Annotated in this window: 29 protein-coding genes; 18 read left to right on the top strand and 11 right to left on the bottom strand. The window is 73.9% G+C overall.

Features of this window, described 5'->3' with window-relative positions:
* Positions 1-17: 17 nt before the first annotated feature.
* On the bottom strand, positions 18-908 hold the full coding sequence (locus ACZ7GX_RS04460) for a sunset domain-containing protein (RefSeq protein ID WP_498772744.1): 891 nt from the start codon (positions 906-908) through the stop codon (positions 18-20).
* 200 nt (positions 909-1,108) lie between these two features.
* Positions 1,109-1,756, bottom strand: a complete 648-nt coding sequence (locus ACZ7GX_RS04455; RefSeq protein ID WP_230570660.1) for a hypothetical protein — start codon at positions 1,754-1,756, stop codon at positions 1,109-1,111.
* A 116-nt stretch (positions 1,757-1,872) separates the two neighbouring features.
* Between ACZ7GX_RS04455 and ACZ7GX_RS04450 the strand changes: the two genes are divergently transcribed.
* Both ACZ7GX_RS04450 and ACZ7GX_RS04445 read left to right on the top strand, forming a co-directional pair.
* Positions 1,873-2,217 (top strand): ArsR/SmtB family transcription factor, encoded by a 345-nt coding sequence (locus ACZ7GX_RS04450; RefSeq protein WP_053716034.1) that lies wholly within the window; start codon positions 1,873-1,875, stop codon positions 2,215-2,217.
* Positions 2,214-2,831 carry an SRPBCC domain-containing protein gene (locus ACZ7GX_RS04445; protein ID WP_498772742.1) on the top strand — a complete coding sequence of 206 codons (618 nt, stop codon included), beginning with the start codon at positions 2,214-2,216 and terminating at the stop codon, positions 2,829-2,831. The genes ACZ7GX_RS04450 and ACZ7GX_RS04445 overlap by 4 nt, the downstream gene beginning before the upstream one ends.
* Before the next feature lie 4 nt (positions 2,832-2,835).
* Here ACZ7GX_RS04445 and ACZ7GX_RS04440 read toward each other — a convergent pair whose 3' ends face one another.
* Together ACZ7GX_RS04440 and ACZ7GX_RS04435 are read right to left on the bottom strand one after the other, a co-directional pair.
* Positions 2,836-2,976, bottom strand: coding sequence for a hypothetical protein (locus tag ACZ7GX_RS04440; RefSeq protein WP_498772740.1), 141 nt, complete (start codon positions 2,974-2,976; stop codon positions 2,836-2,838).
* Complete coding sequence (locus ACZ7GX_RS04435) at positions 2,973-3,353, bottom strand: hypothetical protein (RefSeq protein WP_498772738.1); 381 nt, start codon at positions 3,351-3,353, stop codon at positions 2,973-2,975. The genes ACZ7GX_RS04440 and ACZ7GX_RS04435 overlap by 4 nt, the downstream gene beginning before the upstream one ends.
* Before the next feature lie 116 nt (positions 3,354-3,469).
* On the opposite strand from ACZ7GX_RS04435, the gene ACZ7GX_RS04430 reads away from it, so the two are divergent.
* Positions 3,470-3,790, top strand: a complete 321-nt coding sequence (locus ACZ7GX_RS04430; RefSeq protein ID WP_498772736.1) for a DUF3140 domain-containing protein — start codon at positions 3,470-3,472, stop codon at positions 3,788-3,790.
* 3 nt (positions 3,791-3,793) lie between these two features.
* Here ACZ7GX_RS04430 and ACZ7GX_RS04425 read toward each other — a convergent pair whose 3' ends face one another.
* The gene (locus ACZ7GX_RS04425; RefSeq protein WP_498772734.1) at positions 3,794-5,101 is read right to left on the bottom strand and encodes an NAD(P)/FAD-dependent oxidoreductase; all 1,308 of its coding nucleotides are present in this window, start codon (positions 5,099-5,101) and stop codon (positions 3,794-3,796) included.
* 71 nt (positions 5,102-5,172) lie between these two features.
* Between ACZ7GX_RS04425 and ACZ7GX_RS04420 the strand changes: the two genes are divergently transcribed.
* From ACZ7GX_RS04420 to ACZ7GX_RS04405, 4 genes are all read left to right on the top strand, one after another.
* Complete coding sequence (locus ACZ7GX_RS04420) at positions 5,173-5,889, top strand: beta-phosphoglucomutase family hydrolase (protein ID WP_498772732.1); 717 nt, start codon at positions 5,173-5,175, stop codon at positions 5,887-5,889.
* Positions 5,890-5,912: 23 nt separating this feature from the next.
* Positions 5,913-8,297 (top strand): glycoside hydrolase family 65 protein, encoded by a 2,385-nt coding sequence (locus ACZ7GX_RS04415; RefSeq protein ID WP_498772833.1) that lies wholly within the window; start codon positions 5,913-5,915, stop codon positions 8,295-8,297.
* 348 nt (positions 8,298-8,645) lie between these two features.
* Positions 8,646-8,810 (top strand): hypothetical protein, encoded by a 165-nt coding sequence (locus ACZ7GX_RS04410; protein ID WP_498772731.1) that lies wholly within the window; start codon positions 8,646-8,648, stop codon positions 8,808-8,810.
* Positions 8,811-8,897: 87 nt separating this feature from the next.
* Entirely contained in the window at positions 8,898-10,118 is a 1,221-nt protein-coding gene (locus ACZ7GX_RS04405; RefSeq protein WP_498772729.1) for an ABC transporter substrate-binding protein, read from the top strand.
* Between the two features lie 427 nt (positions 10,119-10,545).
* On the opposite strand, the gene ACZ7GX_RS04400 is transcribed toward ACZ7GX_RS04405, so the two are convergent.
* Positions 10,546-11,343: a hypothetical protein gene (locus ACZ7GX_RS04400; protein WP_498772727.1), complete on the bottom strand. Its 798-nt coding sequence runs from the start codon at positions 11,341-11,343 to the stop codon at positions 10,546-10,548.
* A 62-nt stretch (positions 11,344-11,405) separates the two neighbouring features.
* Between ACZ7GX_RS04400 and ACZ7GX_RS04395 the strand changes: the two genes are divergently transcribed.
* Positions 11,406-11,915: a DUF2087 domain-containing protein gene (locus ACZ7GX_RS04395; protein WP_498772725.1), complete on the top strand. Its 510-nt coding sequence runs from the start codon at positions 11,406-11,408 to the stop codon at positions 11,913-11,915.
* Between the two features lie 70 nt (positions 11,916-11,985).
* Here ACZ7GX_RS04395 and ACZ7GX_RS04390 read toward each other — a convergent pair whose 3' ends face one another.
* On the bottom strand, positions 11,986-12,810 hold the full coding sequence (locus tag ACZ7GX_RS04390) for an aldo/keto reductase (RefSeq protein ID WP_498772723.1): 825 nt from the start codon (positions 12,808-12,810) through the stop codon (positions 11,986-11,988).
* Positions 12,811-13,021: 211 nt separating this feature from the next.
* Between ACZ7GX_RS04390 and ACZ7GX_RS04385 the strand changes: the two genes are divergently transcribed.
* The 6 genes from ACZ7GX_RS04385 (at position 13,022) to ACZ7GX_RS04360 (ending at position 19,562) form a co-directional block, all read left to right on the top strand.
* The gene (locus ACZ7GX_RS04385; protein WP_498772721.1) at positions 13,022-13,948 is read left to right on the top strand and encodes an NAD-dependent epimerase/dehydratase family protein; all 927 of its coding nucleotides are present in this window, start codon (positions 13,022-13,024) and stop codon (positions 13,946-13,948) included.
* An 88-nt stretch (positions 13,949-14,036) separates the two neighbouring features.
* Positions 14,037-15,656, top strand: coding sequence for a carbamoyltransferase family protein (locus ACZ7GX_RS04380; RefSeq protein ID WP_498772719.1), 1,620 nt, complete (start codon positions 14,037-14,039; stop codon positions 15,654-15,656).
* Positions 15,653-16,888, top strand: coding sequence for a glycosyltransferase family 2 protein (locus ACZ7GX_RS04375; RefSeq protein ID WP_498772717.1), 1,236 nt, complete (start codon positions 15,653-15,655; stop codon positions 16,886-16,888). Before ACZ7GX_RS04380 ends, ACZ7GX_RS04375 begins: the two co-directional genes overlap by 4 nt.
* 2 nt (positions 16,889-16,890) lie before the next feature.
* Positions 16,891-17,775, top strand: coding sequence for a glycosyltransferase family 9 protein (locus tag ACZ7GX_RS04370; RefSeq protein ID WP_498772831.1), 885 nt, complete (start codon positions 16,891-16,893; stop codon positions 17,773-17,775).
* Entirely contained in the window at positions 17,733-19,010 is a 1,278-nt protein-coding gene (locus tag ACZ7GX_RS04365) for a UDP-glucose dehydrogenase family protein (protein WP_498772715.1), read from the top strand. Before ACZ7GX_RS04370 ends, ACZ7GX_RS04365 begins: the two co-directional genes overlap by 43 nt.
* A gap of 78 nt (positions 19,011-19,088) precedes the next feature.
* A complete protein-coding gene (locus tag ACZ7GX_RS04360) occupies positions 19,089-19,562 on the top strand; it encodes a VOC family protein (protein WP_498772713.1) in 474 nt (157 codons plus the stop codon).
* Between the two features lie 4 nt (positions 19,563-19,566).
* On the opposite strand, the gene ACZ7GX_RS04355 is transcribed toward ACZ7GX_RS04360, so the two are convergent.
* Positions 19,567-20,271, bottom strand: a complete 705-nt coding sequence (locus ACZ7GX_RS04355; RefSeq protein WP_498772711.1) for an ABC transporter permease — start codon at positions 20,269-20,271, stop codon at positions 19,567-19,569.
* Complete coding sequence (locus ACZ7GX_RS04350) at positions 20,268-21,182, bottom strand: ABC transporter ATP-binding protein (RefSeq protein WP_498772709.1); 915 nt, start codon at positions 21,180-21,182, stop codon at positions 20,268-20,270. The genes ACZ7GX_RS04355 and ACZ7GX_RS04350 overlap by 4 nt, the downstream gene beginning before the upstream one ends.
* A gap of 109 nt (positions 21,183-21,291) precedes the next feature.
* On the opposite strand from ACZ7GX_RS04350, the gene ACZ7GX_RS04345 reads away from it, so the two are divergent.
* On the top strand, positions 21,292-22,437 hold the full coding sequence (locus ACZ7GX_RS04345) for a sensor histidine kinase (RefSeq protein ID WP_498772707.1): 1,146 nt from the start codon (positions 21,292-21,294) through the stop codon (positions 22,435-22,437).
* Positions 22,434-23,036 (top strand): response regulator transcription factor, encoded by a 603-nt coding sequence (locus ACZ7GX_RS04340; RefSeq protein ID WP_498772705.1) that lies wholly within the window; start codon positions 22,434-22,436, stop codon positions 23,034-23,036. The genes ACZ7GX_RS04345 and ACZ7GX_RS04340 overlap by 4 nt, the downstream gene beginning before the upstream one ends.
* On the opposite strand, the gene ACZ7GX_RS04335 is transcribed toward ACZ7GX_RS04340, so the two are convergent.
* The gene (locus tag ACZ7GX_RS04335) at positions 22,994-24,385 is read right to left on the bottom strand and encodes an aldehyde dehydrogenase family protein (protein ID WP_498772829.1); all 1,392 of its coding nucleotides are present in this window, start codon (positions 24,383-24,385) and stop codon (positions 22,994-22,996) included. The two genes, ACZ7GX_RS04340 and ACZ7GX_RS04335, sit on opposite strands and share 43 nt — an antisense overlap.
* Positions 24,386-24,455: 70 nt before the next feature.
* Here ACZ7GX_RS04335 and ACZ7GX_RS04330 point away from each other — a divergent pair, with 70 nt between their 5' ends.
* Together ACZ7GX_RS04330 and ACZ7GX_RS04325 are read left to right on the top strand one after the other, a co-directional pair.
* Positions 24,456-24,851 carry a ChaB family protein gene (locus ACZ7GX_RS04330; RefSeq protein ID WP_498772703.1) on the top strand — a complete coding sequence of 132 codons (396 nt, stop codon included), beginning with the start codon at positions 24,456-24,458 and terminating at the stop codon, positions 24,849-24,851.
* A gap of 146 nt (positions 24,852-24,997) precedes the next feature.
* Positions 24,998-25,477 (top strand): DUF1772 domain-containing protein, encoded by a 480-nt coding sequence (locus ACZ7GX_RS04325; protein WP_498772701.1) that lies wholly within the window; start codon positions 24,998-25,000, stop codon positions 25,475-25,477.
* Here ACZ7GX_RS04325 and ACZ7GX_RS04320 read toward each other — a convergent pair.
* Positions 25,474-26,295 carry an SDR family oxidoreductase gene (locus tag ACZ7GX_RS04320; protein ID WP_498772699.1) on the bottom strand — a complete coding sequence of 274 codons (822 nt, stop codon included), beginning with the start codon at positions 26,293-26,295 and terminating at the stop codon, positions 25,474-25,476. The two genes, ACZ7GX_RS04325 and ACZ7GX_RS04320, sit on opposite strands and share 4 nt — an antisense overlap.
* Positions 26,296-26,495 lie beyond the last annotated feature (200 nt).

Genomic DNA, 26,495 nt, shown 5'->3' with positions numbered 1-26,495 from the left:
GGTCCGGACGGCCTACCTCAGCGCGCGGGCGAGGCGACCTTCGGCTTCGGGGTCCATTGGGTGTAGCCGGCGCGCTCGGCCTCGGCGACCGAGTTGAAGGTGACGTCGCCCTTCATGCGCTTGTAGTACGGCGAGTCGGGGGTGTGGAAGATCATCGACTTGGAGTTCGCCTTGACCTCCAGGACCACCTCGGCGACCTCCTCCGCGACCACGGGTGCGGCGACTGACGCGGGCGCGGCGATGGGGTCTGCGGCGGCGGCTTCCTCGACCGGCTCCTCGACCGCGACGGGCGCGGCTTCCTCGGCGGGCTGCTCGCCGGCGACGGGCGCGGTTTCCTCGGCGGGCTCCTCGACCGCGACAGGCTCCGCAACGGCGACGGGCTCGGCAACGGCCGCAGGCGACTCGACCGCAGCGGATTCCTCGACCGCGACGGGCTCTTCGACCGGCTGGCCGACCTCGGGCTCGGCCTCGACCTCGGGCTCGGACTTGGCGGCGGGTTCCTCGGTGACGGGTTCCTCGGCGGCCTGAGGCGCTGCGGCTTCCGCGGCGATCTCGGGCTCCTGCGCGGACTTCGGTGCCGAAACGGTCTCGGGTTCTTCGACGGCCTCGGGCTCGACCGCCTCGGGAGCCTTGGCGGGCGCGGGCTCCTCGGCGACCTCGGTGGCCTTGGCGGGCTCCGGGGTGGTTTCGGCGGCCGGGATCGCAGCGGCGGCAGTGTCAGCGGTGTCCGTGGCGTCAGCGGCAGCGGTGGTGGTGGCGGCGGGAGTGTCGGTGGTCGCCTTGGGGGCGGATGGCTGGTTCAGTTGGGCGCGCAGGTCGCGGATGGTGGGGTCGAGGCGCAGCCAGACGACGGCCGCGCCGGCCAGGAATGCCGCCACGCACAGGATGATGGTGAACAACCAGGACACTGCCAACTCCTACGGCCACAGCTTGCGGAACAGGGACGTCGACCGGACGCGTCACGACAGGCCGCGCGCAGCTCGGTCCGCGAGCAGGGCGTCACGGGCGTTGCCACCCGAAGTCACGACGCCACACCACCAGCTCGACCCGAAAGCACACGACCCGTCGGCCGAATTCACCGTGTCGGGTACCACAGACTAAGGACGCGTCAAGCGGCGTTCGGCAGCACCCCCTGCCTGCAGCCGCACCGACTGCACACGGGGTGCGCGGGCAGCCGCACGTCGGCCAGCAGTTTGCGGGCGTCGTCGAACGTCGGAACCCGCTGCCCCGGCACCAACAACCCGTCCAGCACCTCCTGCCGCCGCCGCGCCAACTCGCGCGACCGCTCGACCGGGTCCTTCAGCCGCGCCCGCACCCGCTCCCGCGACTGCTCGCGCGCCAAGCTGCCCGCCGTGCTCAGCGGCCGCCGGGCGCGCGGCTCGGTCAAGCGGGCGTTGCGCCGGTTGATGCGCCACCAGGCGCCCAGCGTCATGCCCGCCACCGGGGGGCGCGCACGCCGCGCGCCCCCCTGCCACCACGACCTCAGCCGCGCACGGAGGAAGTCGTGCGCTACCTGGTCGCGGCTCCTCGGGCTGCCCTGCCTGGTGCCGTCAGGCCTGCGGTCGACCGCCGCCAGCAGGGCATCGACGCTCCACCCCTCGGCGAACCAGGGCTCGACGACCCGGCGCACGGCGGCGCGGTGGGCATCGGGCCAGGTCGCACGCAGGCAGAGCGCCTCGACCGCCGTGTCGATCTCGGCGTCGGTCTCGGGGATGACACGGCCGGGCCACTGACGGGGATCTAGTCGAACTCGCATCGCATGGCTCCCTTCGAACGCGTACCGAACATCCGTTCGAGATAGTGCCACCGACCACCGACAATTCCTGAGCCTTAGATTTGACTTATATAAGCCCAGGCTGAAAGATGCTGGTCGTGCACGCGTTCGACGTCCTCGGCGACCCGGTCCGTCGCCGCATCTTGGAGCTGCTCGCCGACGGCGAGCAGACCTCCGGCGCGGTCACGGAGGTGGTCCGCCGGGAGTTCGGCATCTCGCAACCCGCGGTCTCCCAGCACCTGCGGGTGCTGCGCGAGAACGGCTTCGCCCGCGTCCGCGCCGAAGGCACCCGACGCCTCTACGCGGTGGACGACCAGGGCCTGCGCGAGGTGGACGAGTGGCTCGACCGGTTCCGCCGGTTCTGGAGCGGGCACCTCGACGCGCTGGCCACCGAACTCGCGCGCGGCAAGCGCGAGAGGCGACTCAAGGAGGAACAACAGTGATCGACATCGCCGACCAGCTCAAGGCCATCCACCGGGAGGTGGGCGCGGGCTCGGACGAGACGATCGGCGTGCTGCTGCGACGCACGTACGACGCGGCGGCGGCGGACGTGTGGGACGCGCTCACCGACCCGGACCGGCTCAAGCGCTGGTTCCTGCCGGTCAGCGGCGACCTGCGGGAGGGCGGGAGCTTCCAGGTGGAGCACAACGCGAGCGGCACCGTCCTCACCTGCGCGCCGCCGAAGCTGCTGCGGCTGACGTGGGGCGCCGACACCAGCATCGTCGAGCTGCGCCTGACCGAGGACGGCGACGAGCGCACGACGGTCGAGCTGGAGCACACGGTGCCCAAGGCGATGGCGGGCAGCGGCGCGGGCGCGCTGTACGTCGGCCCCGGCTGGGACGGCGCGTTCCTCGGCCTCGGCCTGTACCTCGCGGGCGAGGTGAGCGACGACTTCGACCCGGTCGCCGCCGCCAACGCGCCGGAGACCCAGCGGTTCAACGCCGGGTCCATCGACGCGTGGACGGCGGTCGTCCGCGAGTCGGGCACCGCCTCGGAGGAGGAGCTGGCCGGGGCGGTCGCGGTGGCGAAGGGGCAGTACACGCCGGACGTCGGCTGACGCCCTACGGCTCGGAGACCTCGGCTTCGACGGCGTCCAGCGTCGCCTCGATCCCGTCGAAGCCGGGGTCCGCGGGCGGCGCGCCCTCGGCACGGCACCCGGCCACCGCGAACAGCAGCACGACCGCTGCCGCCAGGACCCTCACTTCACACCGCAGTGCGACGCCTGGAACTCGTCCACCCGGCGCTGCGCGTCACCGAGCCTGGTCAGCTGCCCCTCGCGCCGCTCCAGCCGCCGTTCCAACCGCTCGGCACGGGCGGTGTTGCCCGCGTCGCGCGCCTGCTGCGCCTGCGCCCGCAGCCACGCCGTCGACCCGGCCACCTCCGGCCCGCCGTTGATGCGCGTGGTGATCCGGGTGACGCGCTCCTCGATCCGCGGCGCCCGCTTCTCGCACAGCTGCTTCACCTGGTCGGGGCTGATCGTGATGGGCGCGTAGCTGCTCTCCTGAGCCGCCGCGACCCCGGCCGAGCAGAGCCCGAACGCGGCGGTGACGACGACGGCGAGGCGAATCGGTGTCTTCATGACGACCACGATCGCCGGTCGCGGTGTGGAGCGCGTGCGGCGAATGTTCGGATCGCGCAAAGGTCGCGCCGACGGCCCGCGTTTCACCCTCCGCCGCAGCGGCAACCCTCTCCCCCATGACCGACAGCTTGTGGGACGACTTCCACCGCGTGGTGAACATGACCTCGCACGAACTGGAGGACTGGCTGCGCACCCGCTCGGCCGACGAGGACAGCGAGACCGTGCCCGACCAGGCGGGCACGCCGACCGGCCAGGACGTGCTGCGCGTCCTGCGCAAGCGGCGCACGGACCTGACCACCGAGGACGTCAAGGTGATGCAGAAGGTCGTGGACCGGGTGCGGGAGCAGCGGCGCGACGACCTGGAGCCGACGGCGGGCGAGGCGCACTGGAGGCACCGGCTGATGTCCATCGGCCACGACCCGCTCAAGCCGGCTTGAGCCTCACCCCCGGTTGGCGGCGCCGGCTTTCTCGGCGTCCCCCAGCCGCACGCCCGCCTCGGGGACCAGCCCGAACTGGACGACCTGGCGGCGGGCGAGGAGGTCGGTGAGCCAGTCGACGGCGACCCGCAGCCGGTTGCCGGGCATCGCCAGCAGGTGGTAGCCGCGCGCCACCGCCTTCGCGGGCAGGCCGGTCAACGGGACGTGCAGCGGGTTGGCCACCGCCTGCGCGCCGGCCAGGTCGACCACGAACCCCAGGTCGCGGTGCCGGTAGGTGCCCACCGGGCCGTGGCCGAGGGAGGCCGCGACGTTGCGCCCGGCGAGCTTGCCCTGGCGCTGCGCGTGCTGCGCGGTCATCGGCGTCGGCTTCCCGCCGTTGAACACGTCCGGCACCGCCGCCACGTCACCGGCGGCGAACACGTGCGGGTGCGTCGGCACGGCGAGCGTGGGGTCGACCACCACCCGCCCCTTCACCGTGGCCAGCGAGACCGAGCCCACCAACGGGTCGGGCCGCACGCCGACGCACCACACGAGCGTGCGCGTCGGGATCCGGCTGCCGTCGGTCAGCTTCGCGCAGTCCGCGGTGACCTCCTCGACGCTGGTCCCCAGCCGCACGTCCACGCCGCGCGACCGCAGCACCCGCGCGGCGGGCCCGGACAGCCGCTCGTCCAGCCCCGGCAGCACGCGCGGCGCCAGGTCCACCAGCACCCACTTCACCTCCGACTCCGCCAACCCGCTGCGCCCGCGCAACGCCGAGCGGGTCAGCTGGAGGCCCTGCGCCACCAGCTCCGTGCCCGTGTACCCGGCGCCGACCACGACGAACGTCGCCCGCGCCGCCCGCTCGGCCGGGTCGTCGGCCTGCTCGGCCAGCTCGACCTGCCGCAGCACGTGGTCGCGCAGGAACACGGCTTCGGCGACCGACTTGAACCCGAACGCGTGCTCGGCCACGCCCGGGATCGACATCAACCGGGTGACCGAGCCCGCCGTCAGCACGAGCCGGTCCCACTCCAGGACCTGCTCTCGCCCTTCGACGTCGACGGCCGTGCACGTGCGCGCGGCCAGGTCGAGCGCGGTGGCGTGCGCCTGCACCAACCGCGTGCGCGGCAGCTTGGGCCGCAGCGGCACGGCCACCCGGCGCGGGTCGAGCGAACCGCCCGCGACCTCCGGCAACAGCGGCACGTAGAGCATGTAGTCGGTGGGGTTGACCGCCACCAGGTCGGCGGCGTCGGCCGGGAGCACGCGCTCCAGCGCGCGCAGGCAGTGGTAGCCCGCGAAGCCCGTTCCGACGACCAGCACGCGCGGCTTGCCCATGGCTCGATCCCTCCGCCGGTGTCCACTCCGCCAGCGGGTACCCCGGACGGAGAAGGGGTAGACAACTGGGCATGGCCCTGGGACTGCCCGACGCGATCACCGCCTGCCTCTTCGACCTCGACGGCGTGCTGACGAGCACGGCCGTGCTGCACCGCCGCGCGTGGCGGCGCACGTTCGACGACTTCCTGCGCCCGCACGGCGAGCCGCCGTTCGCCGAATCGGACTACCTCAAGTACGTGGACGGCCGGCCGCGCTACGACGGCGTGCGCGAGTTCCTGGCCTCGCGCGGCATCACGCTGCCCGAGGGCGAGCCGGACGACCCGCCGGACGCCGACACCGTGCACGGCGTCGGCAACCGCAAGAACGCCCTGCTGGAGGCGATCATCCGGCACGAGGGCGTGTCGCCCTACGCGGGCACGGTGCCCTACCTGCGCGCGGTCGAGGCCGAGGGGCTGGGCATCGGCGTGGTGACGTCGTCGGCGAACGCGCGCAAGGTCCTCGACGCGGCCGGCCTCAGCCCGTTCGTCCAGGCTTTGGTGGACGGCGTGGTGATCAGCCGCGACGGGCTCAAGGGCAAGCCCGCGCCGGACTCCTTCCTGGCGGGCGCGCGCCTGCTCGGCGTGAGCCCGGAGCACGCCGCCGTGTTCGAGGACGCGCTGGCGGGCGTGGCCGCCGGGCGCGCGGGCGGGTTCGGGCACGTGGTGGGCGTGGACCGGACCGGGCAGCGGGAGGCGCTGCGCGCGCACGGCGCGGACGTCGTGGTCGAGGACCTGGCGGAGCTGCTGTGACCGGTTGGGAGATCCACCCCTGGATGGTGCGCTGGGACGGCCTCGCGGTCGACCAGCTGCGCCGGACCGAGTCGGTGTTCGCGCTGTCCAACGGGCACCTCGGGCTGCGCGGCACGCTGGACGAGGGCGAGCCGCGCGGGCTGCCCGGCACCTACCTCAACGGCTTCTACGAGGAGCACGCGCTGCCGTACGGCGAATCCGGCTACGGCTACCCCGAGGCGGGCGAGACCGTCGTCAACGTCACCGACGGCAAGGTGATCCGGCTGCTGGTCGAGGACGAGCCGCTGGACATGCGCTACGGCCGGGCGCACGCGCACCAGCGGGAGCTGGACTTCCGCACCGGCACGCTGCGCCGCTGCACGGAGTGGGAGTCGCCGACCGGCCGCCGGGTGACCGTGCGCAGCGAACGGCTGGTGTCGCTGACCCAGCGGGCCGTCGCGGCGATCCACTACGAGGTCGTGCCGGCCGAGGACCTGCAGCTGGTGGTGCAGTCGGACCTGCTGGCCAACGAGCCGGTCGAGAACGAGGGCGACGACCCGCGGGTGGCCGCGGCGCTGAACGAGCCGCTGGTGGCGGACTTCGCGCACGCCGAGGACTACCGGGCCGTGCTGGCGCACCACGCGCGCAACTCCGGGCTGCGGATGGCCGCCGCGATGGACCACGAGCTCGACGTCGAGGACGGCGTGCGCACGGAGATCCGCGCCGAGGGCGACCTGGCCCGCTTCACCGCGGCCGTGGACGTGCCGGCGGGCGGGCGCCTGCGGCTGGTGAAGTACCTGGGTTACGGCTGGTCCGCGCAACGGTCGGTGCCCGCGCTGCGCGCGCAGGTGGAGGCGGCGTTGGCGGGCGCGCGGCAGACCGGCTGGGAGGGCCTGCTGACCGAGCAGCGGCGGTTCCTGGACGACTTCTGGGAGGTCGCGGACATCGAGCTGCACGGCGACGACGAGCTGCAGCAGGCGCTGCGGTTCGCGCTGTTCCACATCATGCAGGCGGCGGTGCGCGGCGAGACGAGGGCGATCCCCGGCAAGGGGCTGACCGGGCCGGGGTACGACGGGCACGCGTTCTGGGACACCGAGATGTTCGTGCTGCCCGTGCTGGCCTACACCGTGCCGGAGGCGGCGCGGGACGCGTTGCGGTGGCGGCACTCGACGTTGGGCAAGGCGCGCGAGCGGGCCCGCGTGCTCGGCCAGCTCGGCGCGGCGTTCCCGTGGCGGTCGATCAGCGGCGCGGAGTGCTCGGCGTACTGGCCCGCGAGCACGGCCGCGTTCCACGTCAACGGCGACGTCGCGCACGCCGTGGCGCAGTACGTGAACGCGACCGACGACCGGGCGTTCGAACGCGAGTGCGGCGCGGAGATCCTGGTCGAGACCGCGCGGCTGTGGACGTCGCTGGGGCACCACGACCAGCACGGCGGGTTCCGCATCGACGGCGTGACCGGGCCGGACGAGTACTCGGCCGTGGTGGACAACAACGTCTACACCAACCTCATCGCGCAGAAGAACCTGCGCGGCGCGGCGGACGCGTGCGACCGGTGCCCGGACGTGGTCGAGCGCCTGGAGGTCACCGCCGACGAGGTGCGGGGCTGGCGCGAGGCCGCCGACAAGATGCTGGTCCCGTTCGACGAGCTGCTCGACGTGCACCAGCAGAACGAGGGGTTCACCTCGCACGCCGAGTGGGACTTCGAGGCCACCGACCCCGACGAGTACCCGCTGCTGCTCAACCGGCCGTACTTCGACCTGTACCGCAAGCAGGTGGTCAAGCAGGCCGACCTGGTGCTGGCCATGCACGTGCGCGGCGACGCGTTCACGCCCGCGCAGAAGGCCCGCAACTTCGCCTACTACGAGCCGCGGACGGTGCGCGACTCGTCGTTGTCGGCCGGCACGCAGGCGGTGCTGGCCGCCGAGGTCGGCGCGGTGCGGCTGGCCTACGACTACCTGGCCGAGGCGGCGTTCACCGACCTGCACGACCTGCACCGCAACGTCCACAACGGACTGCACATGGCCTCGCTCGCGGGCGCGTGGATCGCGCTGGTGGCGGGCTTCGGCGGCATGCGCGACCACGACGGGGAACTGGCGTTCGCGCCGCGCCTGCCGCCGGGGCTGACCCGGATGGCGTTCCGCATGTCGTTCCGCGGCACCCGGCTCGCGGTGGAGGTCGAGGAGGGCTCGGTCACCTACCGGATCGTCGCGGGGGACACCCTGCGCGCGAGCCACCACGGCGAGCCGATCGTGGTGCAGCCGGGCGCGCCGGTCACGATGTCCACACCGGACCCGCCCGAGCCGCCCGAGCTGAGCCAGCCGCCGCACCGCGCGCCCGCCCGGAGGTCGCCCTCGGTCCGCGGGTCGTTCACAGTCGTTCCGGGGGATCCCGGAACGGAAACCACGGCGTCGCAACAAGATCGACGATGAGGTGCCCGGCCGGACTCTTGGGGGGAGGGGAGCCCGGCCGGGACTTGTCAGGCGGCCGACTGGGGGGGCGGCGGCCGCCTACGGCCTCATCGTAGGGGCGGGTACCCCTGTTACCGGGGTTCAATCACGGATTCCGATGGCAGTGGCGTGATCCGCGTCATCACCGCGCCCGCACGACCGCGCGCCGAACCGTCCACGATCGCCCGGCAGCACCGGTGACCAGCGCGAACGATCTCCGCAACCACCGGCGCGGCACCGCGCCGCCCGCCGGTCCGCCCCAGGCGGGAGGTAACCCACAGGAGTGAGAGGGGCAGCGCCGCGGGCCTCAGCCGGACAGGATTCCCGAACGTGAGCTCAACACCGATCTACGACGAGTTGGCGGCCACGTACCTCGCCGACCTCATCCCCACGCCCGGCGAGCCCGTCGAGCCGGAGCCACCGGGCGGGCAGGCGCCCGCGCCCGCCACCGGAACGACCGACCGGCCGCAGCCGCGCCCCCGGCCGAAGGTCTGAACCACCTCCGATCTTGACACCGCCTCACGCAGCGGAGTAGGACGAGCGCAGCCCGTAAAGGTCGCCTACCCCGAAGGGTGGAGCGGAATGCGTGGACGAGCGCTGCTCCTGGCAGCGATCCTGGTCGCCGCCGGTGCGTGCAACGCAGAGCAGACCGAGACCCCCGACCAGGTGACACTCACCTGGTGGGACTACCTCAACCACTCCCCCATGGCGAACCAGGCCGTGGACAACCTCCTGACCCGTTACCGGCAGGAACACCCCGACGTGCGGATCGAGCGCACCTCCCTGCCCTACCCCGAGTTCCGGGCCAAGCTCGCCGAAGCGACCGCGTCCGGCGTGTTCCCCGACATCGCCGCGGTCGACTCCACCGACCTGCCGCGGTTGGCCGAGGGCAGCGCCCTGGCCGACCTCACCGATCGCTTCGACCGGTGGGACCTGGGGGACGAGTTCCTCGCGCCGGTGCGGGAGAGCGTCACCCACGGCGGACGCGTGCACGGCGTGCCGCTGCGCAGCACCACCACCGCGCTGGTCTACGACCGGGACCACTTCGCCGCGGCCGGCCTCACCGACCCGCCGACGACGTGGGAGGAGCTGCGGACCGCCGCGAAGGCCCTGACCACGGCCGACCGGGCCGGCCTGTGCTTCGGCGGTAAGGACGACGACCTGACCGTCACGTTCCTGCCGCTGCTGTGGCAGGCGGGCGGTGACGTCGACGGGATCGGCGACCAGGCGTCGCTCGACGCCCTCGCCCACCTGGACGGCCTGGTGAACACCGACCGCAGCACGCCGGCGGAGGTGCTCGGCTGGACGGACGCCGACGCGCGGCAGCGGTTCGCCGAGGGCCGGTGCGCGATGGCGATCACCGGGCCGGCCGCGATCCCCGACCTCAACCAGGCGGGGCTGGACTGGGCGGCGGCGCCGTTGCCGGAGGGGGCGGCGGGCGGCGCGGGCCAGCTCGGGGGCGAGGCGTGGGTGATCGGCCGCAGCGGTCGGGTCGACGAGGCGTGGGACGTGCTGACGTGGCTGGCCGAGCACCCGGACAACGTCACCGAGTTCGGCGGCGGCCTCGGCGCGCTGCCCAACCGCGCGGACACCCTGGACGACCTGGCCTGGCAGTGGGACCCGAACGTGGTCGGCTTCACCGGCGGGCTGCGGGAGGCGCGGACGCGCACCGCGTACGGCGCGCGGTACCCGGAGGTCTCACGCGCCCTCGCCACCATGGCCACGCGGGTGCTCACCGGGGAGCGCCGACCCGATCAGGCGACGGCCGAAGCCAGGGCGGAGATCGACCGGCTGCCGCGCTAGGCCGCGCCGCCGGGCGTGCCGGTGCTGGTCGCACGCCGAACGCGCTGACCGTGACCCGGCGATTAGCCGTAATGCCGGAACGTGGTCGGCGATATGACCCATAGGGGGAAGACGCGGGGGGCGAGGATGAGCCGAACGGGCGCGGGTAACCCCAGGTCATGCGGAACGAGGCGGCCGTGCGCGAACGGCGGACAGGGAAGAAGGCCGGGCAGCGGCCCGAGGCCGGCGAGCGGACGTTCAGCCGGGCGCAGCTGCTCGCGCTCGTGGTCGGCCTGCTCCAGGTCGTCTCGGCCTCCATCCCGTTCCTCCCCATGGGCGACGGCGCCATCCACACCCTGTACGTGTGCACGGGGCTGGCGGGCGTCGCGCTCGCGTGGCAACACCGGCACGCGCGCTGCTACGGAGTCCTCCTGCTGCTGCTCTACGGTCAGCTGTTCATCACCGACGCGGAGGACACCGGGACCATGGGCCTGCCCACGTGGGAGACGCTGGCGTACGGCCGGGCCGCCCTGGCGGGCGTGGTGATCGCGCTGATCCCTGCGTTCAAGCGGCGGTAGTCGCCCGCGGTCATCGTGCCGTCCGGGTGGAAGCGCAGCTTGGCGTCGCCGCTGAGGGCGATCGACTCGAACATCGCGAGGTCGGACTTGGTGGTCGGCCGCCAGTACATGTGCGCGCCGTGGGTGACGCCCATGTCCATCGACATCATGGTCGCGACCGCCCGGTCGTACCGGCGGCGGCTCAGGTCCGCGCCGCCGGAGGCGCGGATGTCGAACACGTCGTGGTCGCCGGTCAGGGGCCGCAGCCCGCCGCGCCGGTCGAATCCGTGCACCACGCCGTCGCGCACGACGTACTCCCCCCGGCGCTCGAACCGGTCCATCTTGTCGCGCAACGCCTCGAACTCGACCCGCCGCTGGTCGTACCGGCGCAGCAACCGGTCGTGCAGGTCGTGGTGGGGTAACTCGGGCCGGAAGTAGCCGACGAGCCCCCGGTGGCGGCGGGCCGCGCCCAGTCGGACGTCGAGGTCGTCGATGGTCTTGGCCTTCACCGCCTCGGGTTTGGGCAGCGCGCCCTCGCGCAACCACGCCACCGCGTGCGGGTTCGTGGCCCGCACGTCGATGACGAGGTCCTGCTCGGCCGCCACCTGCTGGAACTTGCGGGCGTTCTCGGTCGGCATGCCGAAAACCGGCTCCACCGACGCCAGGGGGAAGAGGTGATCAGTGCGCACGGCTATTAAGGTCCGCCCGAAATGGGCGTGCACCAGACCGCGGGGTTCGGTTAGCTCGAAGCGTGACCCCTGATTCACTGATCGGACTGCTGGCCGAACCCGAGCGGTTGCGCGTGGCCGCCGCTCTGGTGCTCGGCGCCCGCACGACGGCGGACATCGTCGGAGCGACCGGGTTGGACGCTCGGCGGGTCGAGAACTCGTTGCGCCGACTGCGGTCGGCCGGTCTCGTCGTGACCGACGGTTCGGGCTTGCGGTTGCGCGAGGAGCTGTTCAAGGAGGCCACCCGGGTCGAACAGGCGAACCGGGTCCAGGAGGACCCGTTCGTGCGAGATGGGCGGCTGGTGAAGCTCCCCGCGCAGCGCGGGCGCAGGCGGGCGGTGCTCGAACAGGTGAGCACCGCGTTCGAGCCGGGTAGACGGTACCCCGAGCGGGAGGTCGTGGAGGTGTTGAAGCGGTGGTGCGAGGGCGGTGAGGTCGACCACGTGACCGTGCGCCGGTACCTCGTGGACGAAGAGCTGCTCAGCCGGGACGACGGCGTGTACTGGCGTACCGGCGGCCCGGTGAGCGTCTAGCGGTCGTCGACGTCCGCGCGGACGTCTGGTCGTGTGTCGTTCGGTGGTGGGATCGTCGGCTGTCCGGCGGTCAGCCGAAGGTGTCGGGATCGGGGCCGGTGCGCTCGCCCCGGTCCAGTTCCCTGATGCGACCCAGGTCCTCGTCGTCGAGCTCGAAGTCGAACAGGGCGAAGTTCTCCGCGATCCGGCTCGGCGTCACCGACTTGGGGATGACCACGTGGTCCAGCTGCACGTGCCAGCGCAGCACGACCTGGGCGGGCGTGCGGCCGTGCTTGGCCGCGATCCCGGTGATGACCGGGTCGGACAGCAGCGCGCCCTGCGCCAGCGGGCTCCACGCCTCGGTCGCGATGCCCAGCCGGGCGTGGACGGCGCGCAGCTCCGCCTGCTGGAGCCTGGGGTGCAGCTCGACCTGGTTCACCGCGGGCACCGCGCCGGTCGCGTCCACGATCCGCTCCAGGTGCGCGGGCTGGAAGTTGGACACGCCGATCGCCCGCACCCGGCCGTCGGCGTGCAGCTTGCCCAGCGCGCGCCAGGTGTCGACGTACCGGTCCTGCTTGGGCGCGGGCCAGTGCACCAGGTACAGGTCGACCCGGTCGAGGCCGAGCCGCTCGGCGCTCGCGTCGAACGCGCGCAGCGCCTCGTCGTAGCCCTGGTCGGAGTTCCACAGCTTGGTGGTCACGAAGATCTCGTCGCGCGGCACGGGCGACTCGGCGACGGCCCGGCCGACCTGCTCCTCGTTGCGGTAGGCGGCGGCGGTGTCGATGCTGCGGTAACCGACCCGCAACGCCTCGGCCACCGCGCCGGGGGTGTCCTCAGTGGACACCTGGAAGACACCGAAACCGAGCTGCGGCATGGTGACGCCGTTGTTCAGGGTGATGGTCCTCATGGGCCTCATCATGCCCGCTGTCACCGCCTCCCACGTGCTGGAACGCGCCGACCGGCGGCCCGCCCCTCCGGTCCGGTCGCCACGCGAGGGCGTTGTCCGAGGTGACGGAGGTGCCGAACGCGTGGTCACGGGTCGACGCGATCACCCGTCGTTCGGACACCGGCGAGTGCTACTCCGGGCAGTGGTGGTTACTCATCGGCTCCACGGGTAGGCCCAGCGCATGGGATTCGAACGAGCGGTGGTGACGGGTGGGGCCGGGTTCCTCGGTTCGCACGTGTGCGAAGCGCTGCTCAAGCGCGGCACGCGGGTGGTGTGCGTCGACGACTTCCGCACGGGGTCGCCGGACAACCTGCCGGACGACACGAGGCTGGGCGTGGTGGTGGAGGACGTGGCCAAGCCCCTCGACCTGCTCGGCCACGTCGACCTGGTGGTGCACCTGGCCTGCCCGGCCTCGCCGGTCGACTACCTGCGCATGCCCGTCGACACGCTCAAGACGGGCGGTTTCGGCACCCTGCACGCGCTGGAGCTGGCGCGGCGCAAGAACGCGCGGATCGTCATCGCCTCCACCAGCGAGGTGTACGGCGACCCCTTGGAGCACCCCCAGCGCGAGACGTACTGGGGCAACGTCAACCCGGTCGGCCCGCGCAGCGTCTACGACGAGGCCAAGCGCTTCGGCGAGGCCATGACCTGCGCGTTCCGCGGCGAGTACGGCGTCGACACGGGGATCGTGCGCATCTTCAACACCTACGGCGCCCGGATGCGGCCCGACGACGGCCGGATGATCCCCACGTTCGTGCGGCAGGCGCGCGCGGGCGAGCCGCTGACCGTGCACGGCGACGGCGCGCAGACCCGGTCGCTGTGCCACGTGGACGACCTGGTGCGGGGCCTGCTGTCGATGGCGGAGTGCGACCACCCCGGTCCGGTGAACCTCGGCAACCCCGAGGAGGTCACCGTGCTGGAGGTGGCGCGCAAGGTCATCGAGCTGACCGGCAGCACGTCCACGATCGAGCACGTCGACGCGATGACCGACGACCCGCGCCGCCGCCGCCCGGACATCTCGCTGGCCCGGCGGGTGCTGTGCTGGCAGCCGGAGATCGGGTTGGACGAAGGGCTGCGGCGCTCGTTTGACCGGCACCTCGTCGGGTAGTCGGACGACACCGGTTCGCGACGGTCGCTCCCCGGCGGAGGTCGCGCCGGGTGCGGTCCACACAGGAGTCGAGCGAAAGGGGAGAACCGTGCGGGTGCTCGGTGTCAACGCGGTCTTCCACGACCCCGCCGCCGCCCTCGTGGTGGACGGCGAGGTCGTGGCCGCCGCGGAAGAGGAACGCTTCTCCCGGCGCAAGCACGGCAAGCGGCCGGTGCCGTTCTCGGCGTGGGAACAGCCCGAGCAGGCCGCCCGCTGGTGTCTGGAGCACGCCGGGCTGACGCCGGCCGACCTCGACGCGGTCGCCTACTCCTACGACCCGGACCTGGTCGAGCCGAACGACGTGCCGTGGGAGGACCTGCGCACCCAGTACGCCCGCCGCGCGCCGTACTTCCTGGCCACCGCGCTGCCGGGGCTGGACCCGGCGATCGTGCGGTTCGTGCCGCACCACGTGGCGCACGCCGCGTCGACGGGCTTGGCCGCGCCGTTCGACGGCGACTGCGCCGTGCTGGTCAACGACGGTCGCGGCGAGTGCCGCTCGCACCTGGCGGGCAGCTACCGCGACCACAAGCTGGAGACGTTGGCCGCCCAGCACCTGCCGCACTCCCTCGGCCTGCTCTACGAGGACCTGACCGAGCACCTCGGCTTCCTGCGCTCCAGCGACGAGTACAAGGTGATGGCCCTGGCCTCCTACGCCGAGCCCAAGCACCTGGACCTGCTGCGCGAGCACGTCCGGGCGACCGAGGACGGCGGGTTCGCGGTGACGCCGCTGGACTGGGCGACGCTGGCCAAGCGCCGCGACCCGGACGGCGAGGTGACGCGCGAGCACGCGGAGCTGGCGGCCAGCGTGCAGGTGCGCGTCGAGGAGGTGCTGCTGGACCTGGTCCGGTGGCTGCACGAGCGGACCGGGCAGAAGCGGCTGACCATGGCGGGCGGCGTGGCGCTCAACTGCGTGGCGAACACGCGGATCTTCGCCGAGGGGCCGTTCGACGAGGTGTGGGTGCAGCCGGCGGCCGGTGACGCGGGCACCGCGCTGGGTGCGGCGTTGCAGGTGGTCGCGGACGCGGGTGAGCCCGCCGGCCCGATGCCCGGCGCCGACCTGGGCCGGTCGTGGACCGACGCGCAGGTCGAGGACTACCTGCGCACGGCGAAGATCGCTTACGAGGAGCCGGACGACGTGGCCGTCGCGGTGGCCGAGGCGTTGGCCGACGACCAGGTGGTCGCCTGGTTCCAGGGTCGCAGCGAGTACGGGCCGCGGGCGCTGGGCCGCCGGTCGCTGCTCGCGCACCCCGGGCGGGCGGAGAACCTGGAACGGCTCAACAACGTGAAGGGGCGCGAGCAGTTCCGGCCGATCGCGCCGATGGTGCTGGCCGACCGCGCGGCCGAGCTGTTCGAACGAGGGCCGTTGCCGAGCCCGTACATGCTCTTCGTGCACGACGTGCGCCCGGAGTGGCGTGACCGGATCCCGGCGGTGGTGCACGTGGACGGCACCGCGCGCGTGCAGACCGTCGACCCGGGCGCGGAGCCGCTGATGGCGCGGGTGATCCGCGAGTTCGACCGGCGCACGGGCGTGCCCGTGGTGGTGAACACGAGCCTGAACACGGCCGGGCGGCCGATGGTGGACGACCCGCGTGACGCGCTGGAGTGCTTCGGCTCGGCGCCGGTCGACCTGCTGGCGATCGGCCGGTTCGTGGTGCGGCGGCGGCCGTGAGCGTCGACTACGCGGTGGTGATCCCCACCGTGGGGCGGGACAGCCTGCGCGTCGTGCTCGACGCGCTGGAGCACGGTGTCGGCCCGCCGCCGCGCGAGATCATCGTGGTGGACGACCGGCCCGAGCCCGGACCGCTGCCGGCGACGCACTCGGCGCGCGTGCTGCGTTCCGGCGGTCGCGGCCCGGCCGCCGCGCGCAACGCCGGGTGGCGTGCCGCGTGCTGCGAGTGGGTGGCGTTCCTGGACGACGACGTGGTGCCGCCGCGTGACTGGAAGCTGCGGTTGGCCGAGGACCTGGGCGGGCTGGGGCTGGACGTCGGCGCGTCGCAGGCGCGGATCGTCGTGCCGCTGCCCGAGGACCGCAGGCCGACCGACTGGGAGCGCGGCACGGCGGGGCTGGCCGACGCGCGGTGGATCACCGCGGACATGGCGTACCGGCGGGCTGCTCTCGTGCACGCCGGCGGCTTCGACGAACGGTTCCCGCGCGCGTACCGGGAGGACGCCGAGTTGGCGTTGCGGGTGCAGGCGCGCGGGTACCGGATCGTGAACGGTGACCGCGTGACCACGCACCCGGTGCGGGAGGCGGGGTTCTTCGCCAGCCTGAAGCAGCAGCGGGGCAACGCGGACGACGCGCTGGTGCGGCGGTTGTTGGGGCCGCGGTGGCGTGAGCGGATCGGTGGCGCGCCCGGACGGCTGCCCTGGCACGCGGCGACCACGGGGGCCGGCGGGTTGGCACTCCTTTGTGGACTGCTCGGGTGGCGGAAGGCGGCGGTGGCGTTCGGCGGGGCGTGGGCGGGGTTGACCGGGTGGTTCGCCGCGCGTCGCATCCTGCCCGGGCCGCGGACCGGGGACGAGGTGGCGCGGATGGTCGTGACCAGCCTCGCGATCCCGCCCGCGGCGTGCTGGCACCGGCTGCGGGGCGAGGTGCGCCACCGGGCCGTGCCCGTGGTCGGAGGGCCGGGTCGGCGGGTCGTGCTGGTGGCCGACGCGCTGGGCCGGCTGCGTTCGCGGGTCGACCTGCGTGCGACGGCCCGTGCGGCCGGTGCGGCGGCGGGCGGGACGCGCGGGGCTGCGGCCTCGCCGCGCGGGGCCGGCACGGCAGGCGGGCGCCGGGCGGTAGGCAGGTCTGCGGAGGCGGCGCGCGGAGCCGGGACAGCCGGTGGGTCGGCGGCGGCCGGGGCGGGTGAGGCCGGCATCGAGCCCGGGTCCGGGACCGGGACGGTGCGGTCGTGAGGATCCTCGTGTTGCGCGCGCTCGGGCTCGGCGACCTGCTGACGGCCGTGCCGGCGCTGCGCGGGCTGCGGCGGGCGCACCCCGGCGCCGAGATCACCCTGGCCGCACCCAGCTGGCTGGCCGACGCGGTGGCCCGGATCGACGCGGTCGACCGGCTGCTGCCCACCGAAGGCCTCGTGCCCATCGACTACAGCTCACCGGACCTGGCGGTCAACCTGCACGGGCGCGGGCCGCAGAGCACCGAGCTGCTCCGCGCCACCCACCCCGCCCGGCTGATCACCCACGGCGTGCACGTGCCCTGGCCCCGGCACCAGCACGAGGTGCTGCGGTGGTGCCGGCTGCTGGCGCAGTTCGGCATCGCCTGCGACCCCGCCGACCTGCGCCTGCCGCCGCTGCCCCACCACGACGCGATCGTCGTGCACCCCGGCGCGAGCCACGCCGCCCGCCGCTGGCCCGCCGACCGGTTCGCGGCGGTGGCGCGGGCGTTGGGCCCGGACGTGGTGGTGACCGGCAGCCCGGCCGAGGAGCCGCTGGTCCGCGCGGTCGCGCCGGGGCGGACGCGGATGGGGGACCTGGCCGGGCTGCTCGACCTGGTGGCCGGCGCGCGACTGGTCGTCTGCGGCGACACCGGCGTCGCCCACGTCGCCACCGCCTACGGCACGCCGTCCGTGGTGCTGTTCGGGCCCGTGCCCCCGGCCGAGTGGGGTCCGAGGTCGGGGCCCCACCACGTGCTGTGGCACGGCACGACCGGCGACACGTTCGCCGACCGACCAGACCCGGGCCTGCTCGGGATCACCGTGGACGAGGTGTTGGACGCCGCACGATCGCTGCTGGGAGGTGGACCGTGGCCAGGATCGGCGTCATCGGCGCGGGCTATGTCGGGTTGACCACCGCCGCCTGCTTCGCGCGCCTCGGGCACACCGTGGTCTGCGCGGACGTGGACGAGGCGAAGGTCGCGGCGCTCGGCCGGGCCGAGGTCGGCGCGCACGAGCCGGGGCTCGCGGAGCTGGTCGCGGAGGGGTTGCGGGCCGGGCGGTTGCGGTTCGTGCTCGGCAACGCCGACGCCCTGTCCACGGTGGACTTCGTGTTCCTCTGCGTGCCGACGCCGACCGGCGCGGACGGCGCGGCCGACCTCGCCGCGGTGCACGAGGTGCTGCGCGAGGCGCGGGACGCGGTCCGGCCCGGCTGCGTCCTGGTGATCAAGTCGACCGTGCCCGCGGGCACCACCGAGCGGGTGGCGGAGCTGGTGGGCCGGCCGGACGTGCGAGTGGTGTCCAACCCGGAGTTCCTGCGCGAGGGGCACGCGGTGGACGACTTCCTGCGACCCCAGCGGGTCGTGGTCGGGTCGGAAGCGGAGGACGCGGCACGCCGGGTGGTCGCGCTGTACGCGGGCACCGGCGCGCCGGCGCTGGTCACCGGCAGCGCGAGCGCCGAGCTGGTGAAGTACGCGAGCAACTGCTTCCTGGCGATGAAGCTGTCCTACGTCAACAGCCTGGCCGAGCTGTGCGAGCGGGTCGGGGCGGACATCGGCGACGTGACCGAGGGCATGCGGCTGGACGACCGGATCGGCTCGGCGTTCCTGGAGCCGGGTCCCGGCTGGGGTGGTTCGTGCTTCCCCAAGGACACCAGGGCGCTGCTGTCCACGGCGGAGGACGCGCGGGTCGACTTCCCGCTCCTGCGCGCGACCATCGGCACGAACGGCCACCAGGCGCACCGCGTGGTCGGGTTGGTGCGCGAGGCGGTGGGCCGCGCGCTGGCCGGCGTGCGGCTCGGGCTGCTCGGGCTGACGTTCAAGGCGGGCACCGACGACCTGCGCGACTCCCCCGCCCTGGCCGTGGCCTCGCTGCTGGCCGCGGAGGGCGCGTGGCTGACCGGCTACGACCCGTGCGTCGCGGAGGACTGCGACCCGGTGCGGGTGCTCGACTCGGCCGAGGCGGTGGCCGAGGGCGCGGACGGGCTGGTGGTGCTGACCGAGTGGCCCGAGTTCGCGGAGCTGGACTGGCCGAACCTGGCCGCCTCGATGGCCCGCCCGGTCATCGTGGACACCCGCAACCTGCTGCCGGTGGAGAAGGTGGCCGAGGCGGGGTTCCACCTGGTCTCGCTGGGCCGTCCGCACCCCTAGTAGGACCGGATCCGACCTACATCGTCACTACCGTCCCTCCTCGTGGAGAACCGTCACCCGGAACGAGGAGACGATCAAGTGAACGTTGTGCCCGACGGCTACCACACCGTGACGCCCTGGATCATCACCGCAGGCCGCACGGCCGAGCTGATCGACTTCACGGTCGCCGTCCTCGACGCCGTCGAACTGGGCCGCGTCGAGGTCGACGGGGTGATCGGCCACGCCGAGGTCCGCGTCGGCGACTCGGTGGTGATGATGTTCGACAAGCCGGGGTGGCCGGCCACCCCGGCGTTCCTGCGGCTCTACGTCGCCGACGACGCCGAGGTGCTGCGGCGCGCCGTGGCCCGCGGCTCGGTCGTGGTGACCGAGCCGACCGAGCTGTTCTGGGGCGACCGGGTGAGCCGCCTGCGCGACCCGTTCGGCAACCTGTGGTGGGTCCACCAGCGCGTCGCGGAGCCGACCCCGGACGAGCTCGCCGCCCGGATGGTCGACCCCGCGTTCGTCGCGGCGATGGAGTACGTCCAGAGCGCGGACTTCTCCCCCGTCGGCTGACGGCCTACCCGCGCGGGTCCCAGCGGAAGAAGCGGGCGGCCAGGGCGGTCGCGGCGACGGTCCACAGCGCCACGGACAGCGCCGCCGGGCCGATCTGGTCGGCCGGTCCGCCCCACGCCGCGCCGACCAGCGTGCCGAGGCCGGTGCCGGGCACCAGGAACACCGGCAGCTCCAAGTTGCCGTTGGACCCGATCAGGCCGCCGACGATCAGGGCGAAGAAGAACGGCGCCGTGGTGATCTGGGCGAGTTCCGCGGTGCCGGTGACACCGCTGGTGCACACCCCCGCCGCGCAGCTGAGCGCCACGCCGCCGACCATGGCGAGCACCAGCAGCTCGGGCCGGTCGGGCATCGGCGCGCCCGCCGCCACGCTGATGCCCAGCAGCACGAGCGCCTGCGCGAGGCCGAGCACCACCACCGGCAGCAGGACGCCGGTCAGCACGACGACGTCCGACGCCGCGCCCGTCCGCAGCCGCTTCAGGTAGAGGTCCTGCCTGCGGGCGGTCAACGAGGTCGTCACCGTCACGTACACGGTGAACCCGAACGAGAACAGCAGTTGGAGCGTGACGACCATCGTCCAGCCGGCCTGCTCGCCGTCCATCGTCAGCGCGAAGTAGACACCCGCGGCCATCGGCATCAGCACGGCCAGCGCGGCGGCGGTCCGGTTGCGCAGCAGGAGCTTCAGCTCGGCCACGCCCAGTGCGGCGATCATGCGGCCACTACCTCCTTGCCCGTCCGGGCACTGTGGAACACGTCCTCCAGCGACGCGTGGTGCGCGCGGATCCGGCCCAACCGCAGTCCCTCCCGCCGCGCCCACGCCAACAGCTCCGCCATGTCGTCCTGCAACTCGCCCGTGCGCACCTCGACCCGGCCGGTCGGCCGGTGCACCACGTCACCGGACAGCATCGGCAGCGCGCCCACGTCGAGCCGGTCCGGCAGGTCGAACTCGATGCGGGCCGGCTGGACGGCGAGCACGTCCACCAGCGCGCCGGACACCGCGACCAGGCCCTCGTGCAGGATCGCGAGCCGGTGCGCGAGCGACTCGGCCTCCTCCAGGTAGTGCGTGGTCAGCACCACGGTCGTGCCCTCGGCCAGCAGCCCGCGCACGACCTCCCACGTCCGCTGCCGCGACTCGGGGTCCAACCCGGTCGTCGGCTCGTCCAGGAACAGCAGCTCCGGCCGGCCGAGCACGGCCAGCGCCAGGTCGAGCCGCCGCCGCTCACCGCCGGAGAGCTGCTTGATCCGCACGTCGCGCCGGTGCGCCAGGTCCAGCCGCTCCAGCACGTCCTCGGTGGCGCGCCGACCGCTCGTGACGCCCCACAGCGCCACCATCTCGCGCGCGGTCAGGTCGGCCGGGAACCCGCTGTCCTGCAACATGATCCCGGTGCGCGAGCGCAGCGCCGCGCGTTCGCGGAACGGGTCGAGCCCCAGCACCCGCACGGTGCCGCCGAACGGGGCGCGCAGCCCCTCCAACGTCTCCATGGTCGTGGTCTTGCCCGCGCCGTTGGTGCCCAAGAGCGCGAACAGCTCACCGCGCCGCACCTCGAAGTCCACCCCTCGCACGGCTTCGAAGTCACCGTAGCGGCACCTGAGGTCCGCCACGTCGATCACCGTTTCTCCCATGGCCACCATCGTGGTCGCGGGCCCGCGCCGCACCCAGTGCCGTCGCGCACCGGTCCCTGTGACAGATGTCAGCAGACAGGGGTGCGATCCGACTCGTAGATTCGTCGGTGTGACTCCCTTGAACGGGCTCCGCCGCTACACGTGGTGGACCGTCGTGACCGGCGGCGTGGTGGTCGGCCTGGGCACGGTGGCCGACCTGTTCGCGCACGACTACGGCGCGCTGACGTCGGTGCTGCTGGCGGCGGCCGTGGCCCTGGTGATCGTCCAGCACGTCCGGTACATGCGCCACGCGATGGTCGGGCTGGGCCGCGGCGACGGCCCGCCGTGGGAGCACGCGGCGACGTTCGCGGTGGCGCTGGTGGCGTGGGCGGTGACCAGCAGCGCCCACGGCTTCATGCCCGTCTGGGCCGTGATGCCCGCCCTGGTGGTCGCGCACGTGGGCGCGATCCTGCCGGCCCGCCGCCGGTGGCCGGTGGTGGCGCTGATGGCGGTGCTCTCCGTCGCGACGGGCGGGCTGTTCGGCGGTGAGGACGCCGGTCCGGCGATGCTCATGGCCGGGGTCATGGTCGTCGCGCTGGTGTTCGCCGACCTGGCCCAGCTGTGGATGTGGGACCTGGCGGTGAAGCAGGAGCAGAGCCGCAAGACCGCCGAGGCGCTGGCCGTGGCCGAGGAGCGGCTGAGGTTCGCCGCCGACCTGCACGACGTCCAGGGCCACCACCTGCAGGCCATCGCGTTGAAGGGCGAGCTGGCGCAGCGGCTGATCGGCCGGGACGACGAGCTGGCCAGGCAGCACGCGGGCGAGGTGGCGGAGCTGGCGCGGACGGCGCTGAAGGAGACCCGCGAGGTGGTGCAGGGCTACCGGCGGGCGAGCCTGGGCACGGAGATCACGAACGCGGTGGGCGTGCTGCGGGCGGCGGGCATCGAGACGACGGTCGAGGGCGACGCGGCGGGCGTGCCGCCGCCGTTGCAGCCGCTGTTCGGGGCGCTGGTGCGGGAGGGCACGACGAACGTGCTGCGGCACAGCCGGGCGCGGCACTGCGCGGTGCTGATCGAGGTCCTCGACGGCCAGGTGTGCGTGCGGCTGCGCAACGACGGCGTGCCGGCCGATTTCGCGGGCGCGGGCGACGTGGGCGAGGGCGGCGCGGGGCTGGCCGGGTTGCGCGAGCGGTTCGCCACCGTCGGCGGGCGGGTCGACGTCGGTCCGGCGGGCGCCGACGGGTTCGAGCTGGTCGGCAAGGCGGGGGTGGGCCGGTGATCCGCGTGGTGCTGGCCGACGACGAGGACCTGATCCGGGGCGCGCTGGCGGCGTTGCTGGAGCTGGAGGACGACATCTCGGTGGTCGCGCAGGCCAGCGACGGTGACGCGGCGGTCGCGGCGGTGCGGGCGCACCGACCCGACATCGCGGTGTTCGACCTGGAGATGCCGCGGCGGGACGGCGTGCTCGCGGCCGAGGCGGTGCGCGGGCTGGACGGCGTCGCGGTGGTGATCGTGACGCGGCACGCGCGGCCGGGCGTGCTGCGGCGGGCGTTGAGCGCGGGTGTGCGCGGGTTCGTGCCCAAGACGACGCCGGCCGCGCAGCTCGCCTCGATCCTGCGCGACGTGCACGCGGGCCGGCGCTACGTGGACTCCGAGATCGCCGCCGCCGCGCTGACCGAGGGCGCGTGCCCGTTGACCGCGCGGGAGCTGGACGTGCTGCGGTACGCGCTCCGGGGCGGCACGGTGGCCGCCATCGCCGGTGAGGCCCACCTGGCGGCGGGCACGGTGCGCAACTACCTGTCGTCGGCGATGACGAAGCTCGGCGTGGACACCCGCTACGAGGCCGCCCGGCTCGCCTGGGACGAGGGCTGGATCTGAGCCTGCCCGAGGTGCACGACCTTCACCGTCGTCATCTCGTCGAGCAGCTCGGGACCGTAGCCGAACCCGGTGCCGGACAGCCGGCGCGGCTGGGCGGCGCCGCCGGGAGCACCGCCGAACACCGCGTTGACCTTCACCGTGCCGACGGGCAGCGCCCGCCACGCGTGCTGCGCGTTGGCCATCGACCCGGTGAGCACGGTCGCGGCCAGGCCGTGCTCGTCCACGCACGCCTCGGCCAGGCCCTCCTCGAACGACGGCACCACGCGCACGGGCGCGACCGGCCCGAACGTCTCCTCCCTCATCACGCGCATGTCGGGCGTGCAGCGGTCGAGCACGGTGGCCGGGTAGTACGCGCCCTCGCGGTCCGGGACCTCGCCGCCGACCAGCGGTTGCGCGCCGTCCGCCACCGCCTCGGCGACGTGCGCGTGCACGTGCTCCCTCATCCGGAGGTCCACCAGGGGTTGCGGGTCGGCGTTCCACCGTCGGGCTTCCTCGCACAGCGCGGCCAGGAACCCCTCGGCCACGGCCTGGTGCACGAAGATCCGCTCCACGGACGTGCACAGCTGGCCGGCGTTGGTGAACGCGCCGATCGCGGCCTGTTCGGCGGCCCAGACCGGGTCCACGTCGGCGTCGACCAGCAGCGGGTCGTTGCCGCCGTTCTCCAGCAGCGCCTTCGCGCCGGTCCGGGCGCACGCGGCGGCGATCGAGCGGCCGGTGGCCGTGCCGCCGACGTGCGCGACGACGTCCACGTGCGGTGACGCGGCCAGCGCCGCGCCCACCGAGGCGTCGCCGGTGAGGCTCTGGAGCACACCCGGCGGGAAGTGGTCGACCATGAGCTGCGCGAGCAGCACGCCGGTGTGCGGGCAGCGTTCGCTCGGCTTGTGCACGACGGTGTTGCCGGTCACCAGGGCCGCGCCGAGCAGGCCGCAGGACACCGCGACCGGGTCGTTCCACGGTGTCAGCGCGACGACCACGCCACGCGGTCCGGGGATCATGAAGTCGGCCGCGTCGTGCGAGCCCTGGAGCGACCGGCCGCGGTGGACCGGGCCCAGCTCGGCGTACTGCTCCAACGTGGACACACCGGCCAGCACACCCTCCCGGGCGGACGTGAAGGGGCGGCCGGTCTCAGAGCGCAGGACGTTCGCCAGGTCCGTCGCGTGCTCCCGGATCGCCTGCGCGGCGGCTTTCAGGGCGGTTCCCCGTTCGGCGGCGGGCGTGGCCGCCCAGCCGGGTTGCGCCTCGCGCGCGGTGAGCACCGAGCCGGCGACGTCCTCGTCCGTGGCGGTGGGCAGCCAGCCGATCAGCTGACCGTCGACCGGGCTGTGGACGTCGAGTGCGTCGACACGCATGTCCGTCATGGCCTCCGGGTACCCCGGTGGCCGAGGTGAAACCCGAGGCGAAGCCCCGAGGAGGAGAGCCATGCCCGGACGTGAGGAGTTGCCGAGCACGATCGCCCGGTCGCCGAAGAAGGCGCAGCGGACGTGGATCAAGGCGCACGACTCGGCGGTGCAGACCTACGGCGAGGGCCAGCGCTCGCACCGGACCGCGTTCGCCGCGTTGAAGCACTCGTTCGAGAAGGTCGGCGACCACTGGGAGCCCAAGGACCGCAAGGGCCCGTCCGACAAGCAGGCCGCGCGCAGCACGCCGAAGCAGGGCCGGACGGCGGGCGGCGTGGACGCCAACGCCAGCAAGCAGCACCTCTACGACCTGGCCAAGAAGCTGGACGTGCCGGGCCGGTCGAGCATGACCAAGCAGCAGCTGGTGGAGGCGATCGGCAAGGCGAACAACCGCAAGACCGCCAAGGCCCGCTCGTAGCCCGGGACCCCGGTTGCGGCCCGGCTGTCGCGGCCCCGTCGCAGCCCGGTCGCGGCCCCGCCGGTCGCGGCCCTCGGCAGTCGCGGCCCTCGCCGGTCGCAGCCCGGTCGCGGCCCCGTCCGGGACGCCGGTCGTAGTATCGGCGGATGGGATTCCGGATGCCGTGGGCCGCGATCGCGCGACTCGGTCAGGCCCACTGGTTCTTCGGCAACGTCTACGAGGCCGTGGTGGACGTCCCCCGGCTCCTCGCGGACGCCCGGCCGAACCGGGCGCCGGGGCTCCTGGCGGCCGGGAGCCCGGTCCGGTACTACATGCCGGCGGCGCCCGTGACGCTCGCGGCCACGGCGGTCGCCCTGGCCCGCTCCGGCGGTGACCGGCGGGACGTCGCCACGGCGGCGGCCGGCACGCTGGTGGCCGCCGCGCTCACCGGCTACCTGGTCCGGACCGTCAACCTGCGCCTGCTGCGCGACACCGAACCGCTGACCGACGACGACCGCCGCCGCCTGACGACCACCTGGCACCGCGGCAACCTGCTGCGCCTGCTGGCCCTGGCCGTCGCCGCCTCCGCCACGCGCCGCGCCACCCGGCGCTCCGACCGGCCCGCCCGCTTCGACCAGCCCGGCTAGGGCTGCGACCAGCTCCGGTCGGTGAGGAGCTGGCTCGCCTGCGGGCCCATCAACGTCATGCCGCCGTCCACCACGAACGACGCGCCCGTCACGTACCCGGCTGCCGGTGTCGCGAGGAACGCCACCACGGCGGCCACCTCGCCGGCGTGCCCCGGACGTCCCAGCGGCACGCCCGGTCGGGGTTCGGTGCGCGGGTCGACGTCGGCCTGACCCGTCATCGGCGTGGAGATCTCGCCGGGCGCGACCGAGTTCACCGTGATGGCGTGCTCGGCCAGCTCCAGGGCCAGCACCTTGGTCAACGCCCCGAGCCCGGCCTTGGCCGCGCAGTACGGCGCCGCGCCCACCCGCGGCTGGTGCTCGTGGACGCTGGTGATGTTGATGATCCGACCGCCCCGACCCGCCTTGATCATGTGCTTGGCGGCGCGCTGCGCGCACAGGAACGCGCCGTCGAGGTCGACCGACAGCACACCGCGCCAGGTGTCGAAGTCCATGTCCATGGCCTTCTGCGCGGTCCCGGTGCCGGCGCAGTTCACCAGCACGTCGATCCCGCCCAGCTCGGCGGCCAGGTCGTCGACCACGGACGCGGCGGTCGGCAGGTCGGTCAGGTCGAGCCGCCGCACGGCCGCCTGGACGCCCTTCTCCCGGACCTCCCGGGCGGTGGCCGAGGCGCCGTCGGCGTCGGAGTGGAACGTGATGCCGACGTCGACCCCGCCGCCCGCCAGCGCGACCGCCACGGCCTTGCCGATGCCGGAGTCCGACCCGGTCACGACCGCGCGCTGGGGCGCGCCCGCCCGGTCCTGCGGAAGTGGTGCGCTCATGGGCTGCGGGTACCCGGGGCGGTGTTTGCCACACGCCGTGCCGGGAACCCGAGGCTCGATCGCGAGCCCCCGCGAGCCCACCCGCGAGGTCACGTCGGTCCTTCGCGGCCCCCCGCGAGGTCGCGGGGGGGGGGGGGGGGGTTCCCTCCCCCCCCCCCCCCCCCCCCCCCCCCCCCACACCCCCCCACCAAAAAAAACAC

It is taken from the genome of Actinosynnema sp. NPDC037264 (genome assembly GCF_055603705.1).
The sequence above is the reverse complement of the archived record's forward strand: the minus strand, read 5'-3'. Positions and strand labels throughout refer to the sequence as shown.

Bases quoted from the DNA above. Each gene is read 5' to 3' on its own strand.
- ACZ7GX_RS04335 (WP_498772829.1), bottom strand. From the start codon at position 24,385: ATGCGTGTCGACGCACTCGACGTCCACAGCCCGGTCGACGGTCAGCTG.
- ACZ7GX_RS04455 (WP_230570660.1), bottom strand. From the start codon at position 1,756: ATGCGAGTTCGACTAGATCCCCGTCAGTGGCCCGGCCGTGTCATCCCC.
- ACZ7GX_RS04350 (WP_498772709.1), bottom strand. From the start codon at position 21,182: ATGGGAGAAACGGTGATCGACGTGGCGGACCTCAGGTGCCGCTACGGT.
- ACZ7GX_RS04385 (WP_498772721.1), top strand. From the start codon at position 13,022: ATGGGATTCGAACGAGCGGTGGTGACGGGTGGGGCCGGGTTCCTCGGT.
- ACZ7GX_RS04355 (WP_498772711.1), bottom strand. From the start codon at position 20,271: ATGATCGCCGCACTGGGCGTGGCCGAGCTGAAGCTCCTGCTGCGCAAC.
- ACZ7GX_RS04405 (WP_498772729.1), top strand. From the start codon at position 8,898: ATGCGTGGACGAGCGCTGCTCCTGGCAGCGATCCTGGTCGCCGCCGGT.
- ACZ7GX_RS04320 (WP_498772699.1), bottom strand. From the start codon at position 26,295: ATGAGCGCACCACTTCCGCAGGACCGGGCGGGCGCGCCCCAGCGCGCG.
- ACZ7GX_RS04430 (WP_498772736.1), top strand. From the start codon at position 3,470: ATGACCGACAGCTTGTGGGACGACTTCCACCGCGTGGTGAACATGACC.
- ACZ7GX_RS04330 (WP_498772703.1), top strand. From the start codon at position 24,456: ATGCCCGGACGTGAGGAGTTGCCGAGCACGATCGCCCGGTCGCCGAAG.
- ACZ7GX_RS04425 (WP_498772734.1), bottom strand. From the start codon at position 5,101: ATGGGCAAGCCGCGCGTGCTGGTCGTCGGAACGGGCTTCGCGGGCTAC.
- ACZ7GX_RS04415 (WP_498772833.1), top strand. From the start codon at position 5,913: ATGGTGCGCTGGGACGGCCTCGCGGTCGACCAGCTGCGCCGGACCGAG.
- ACZ7GX_RS04435 (WP_498772738.1), bottom strand. From the start codon at position 3,353: ATGAAGACACCGATTCGCCTCGCCGTCGTCGTCACCGCCGCGTTCGGG.
- ACZ7GX_RS04325 (WP_498772701.1), top strand. From the start codon at position 24,998: ATGGGATTCCGGATGCCGTGGGCCGCGATCGCGCGACTCGGTCAGGCC.
- ACZ7GX_RS04420 (WP_498772732.1), top strand. From the start codon at position 5,173: ATGGCCCTGGGACTGCCCGACGCGATCACCGCCTGCCTCTTCGACCTC.
- ACZ7GX_RS04390 (WP_498772723.1), bottom strand. From the start codon at position 12,810: ATGAGGCCCATGAGGACCATCACCCTGAACAACGGCGTCACCATGCCG.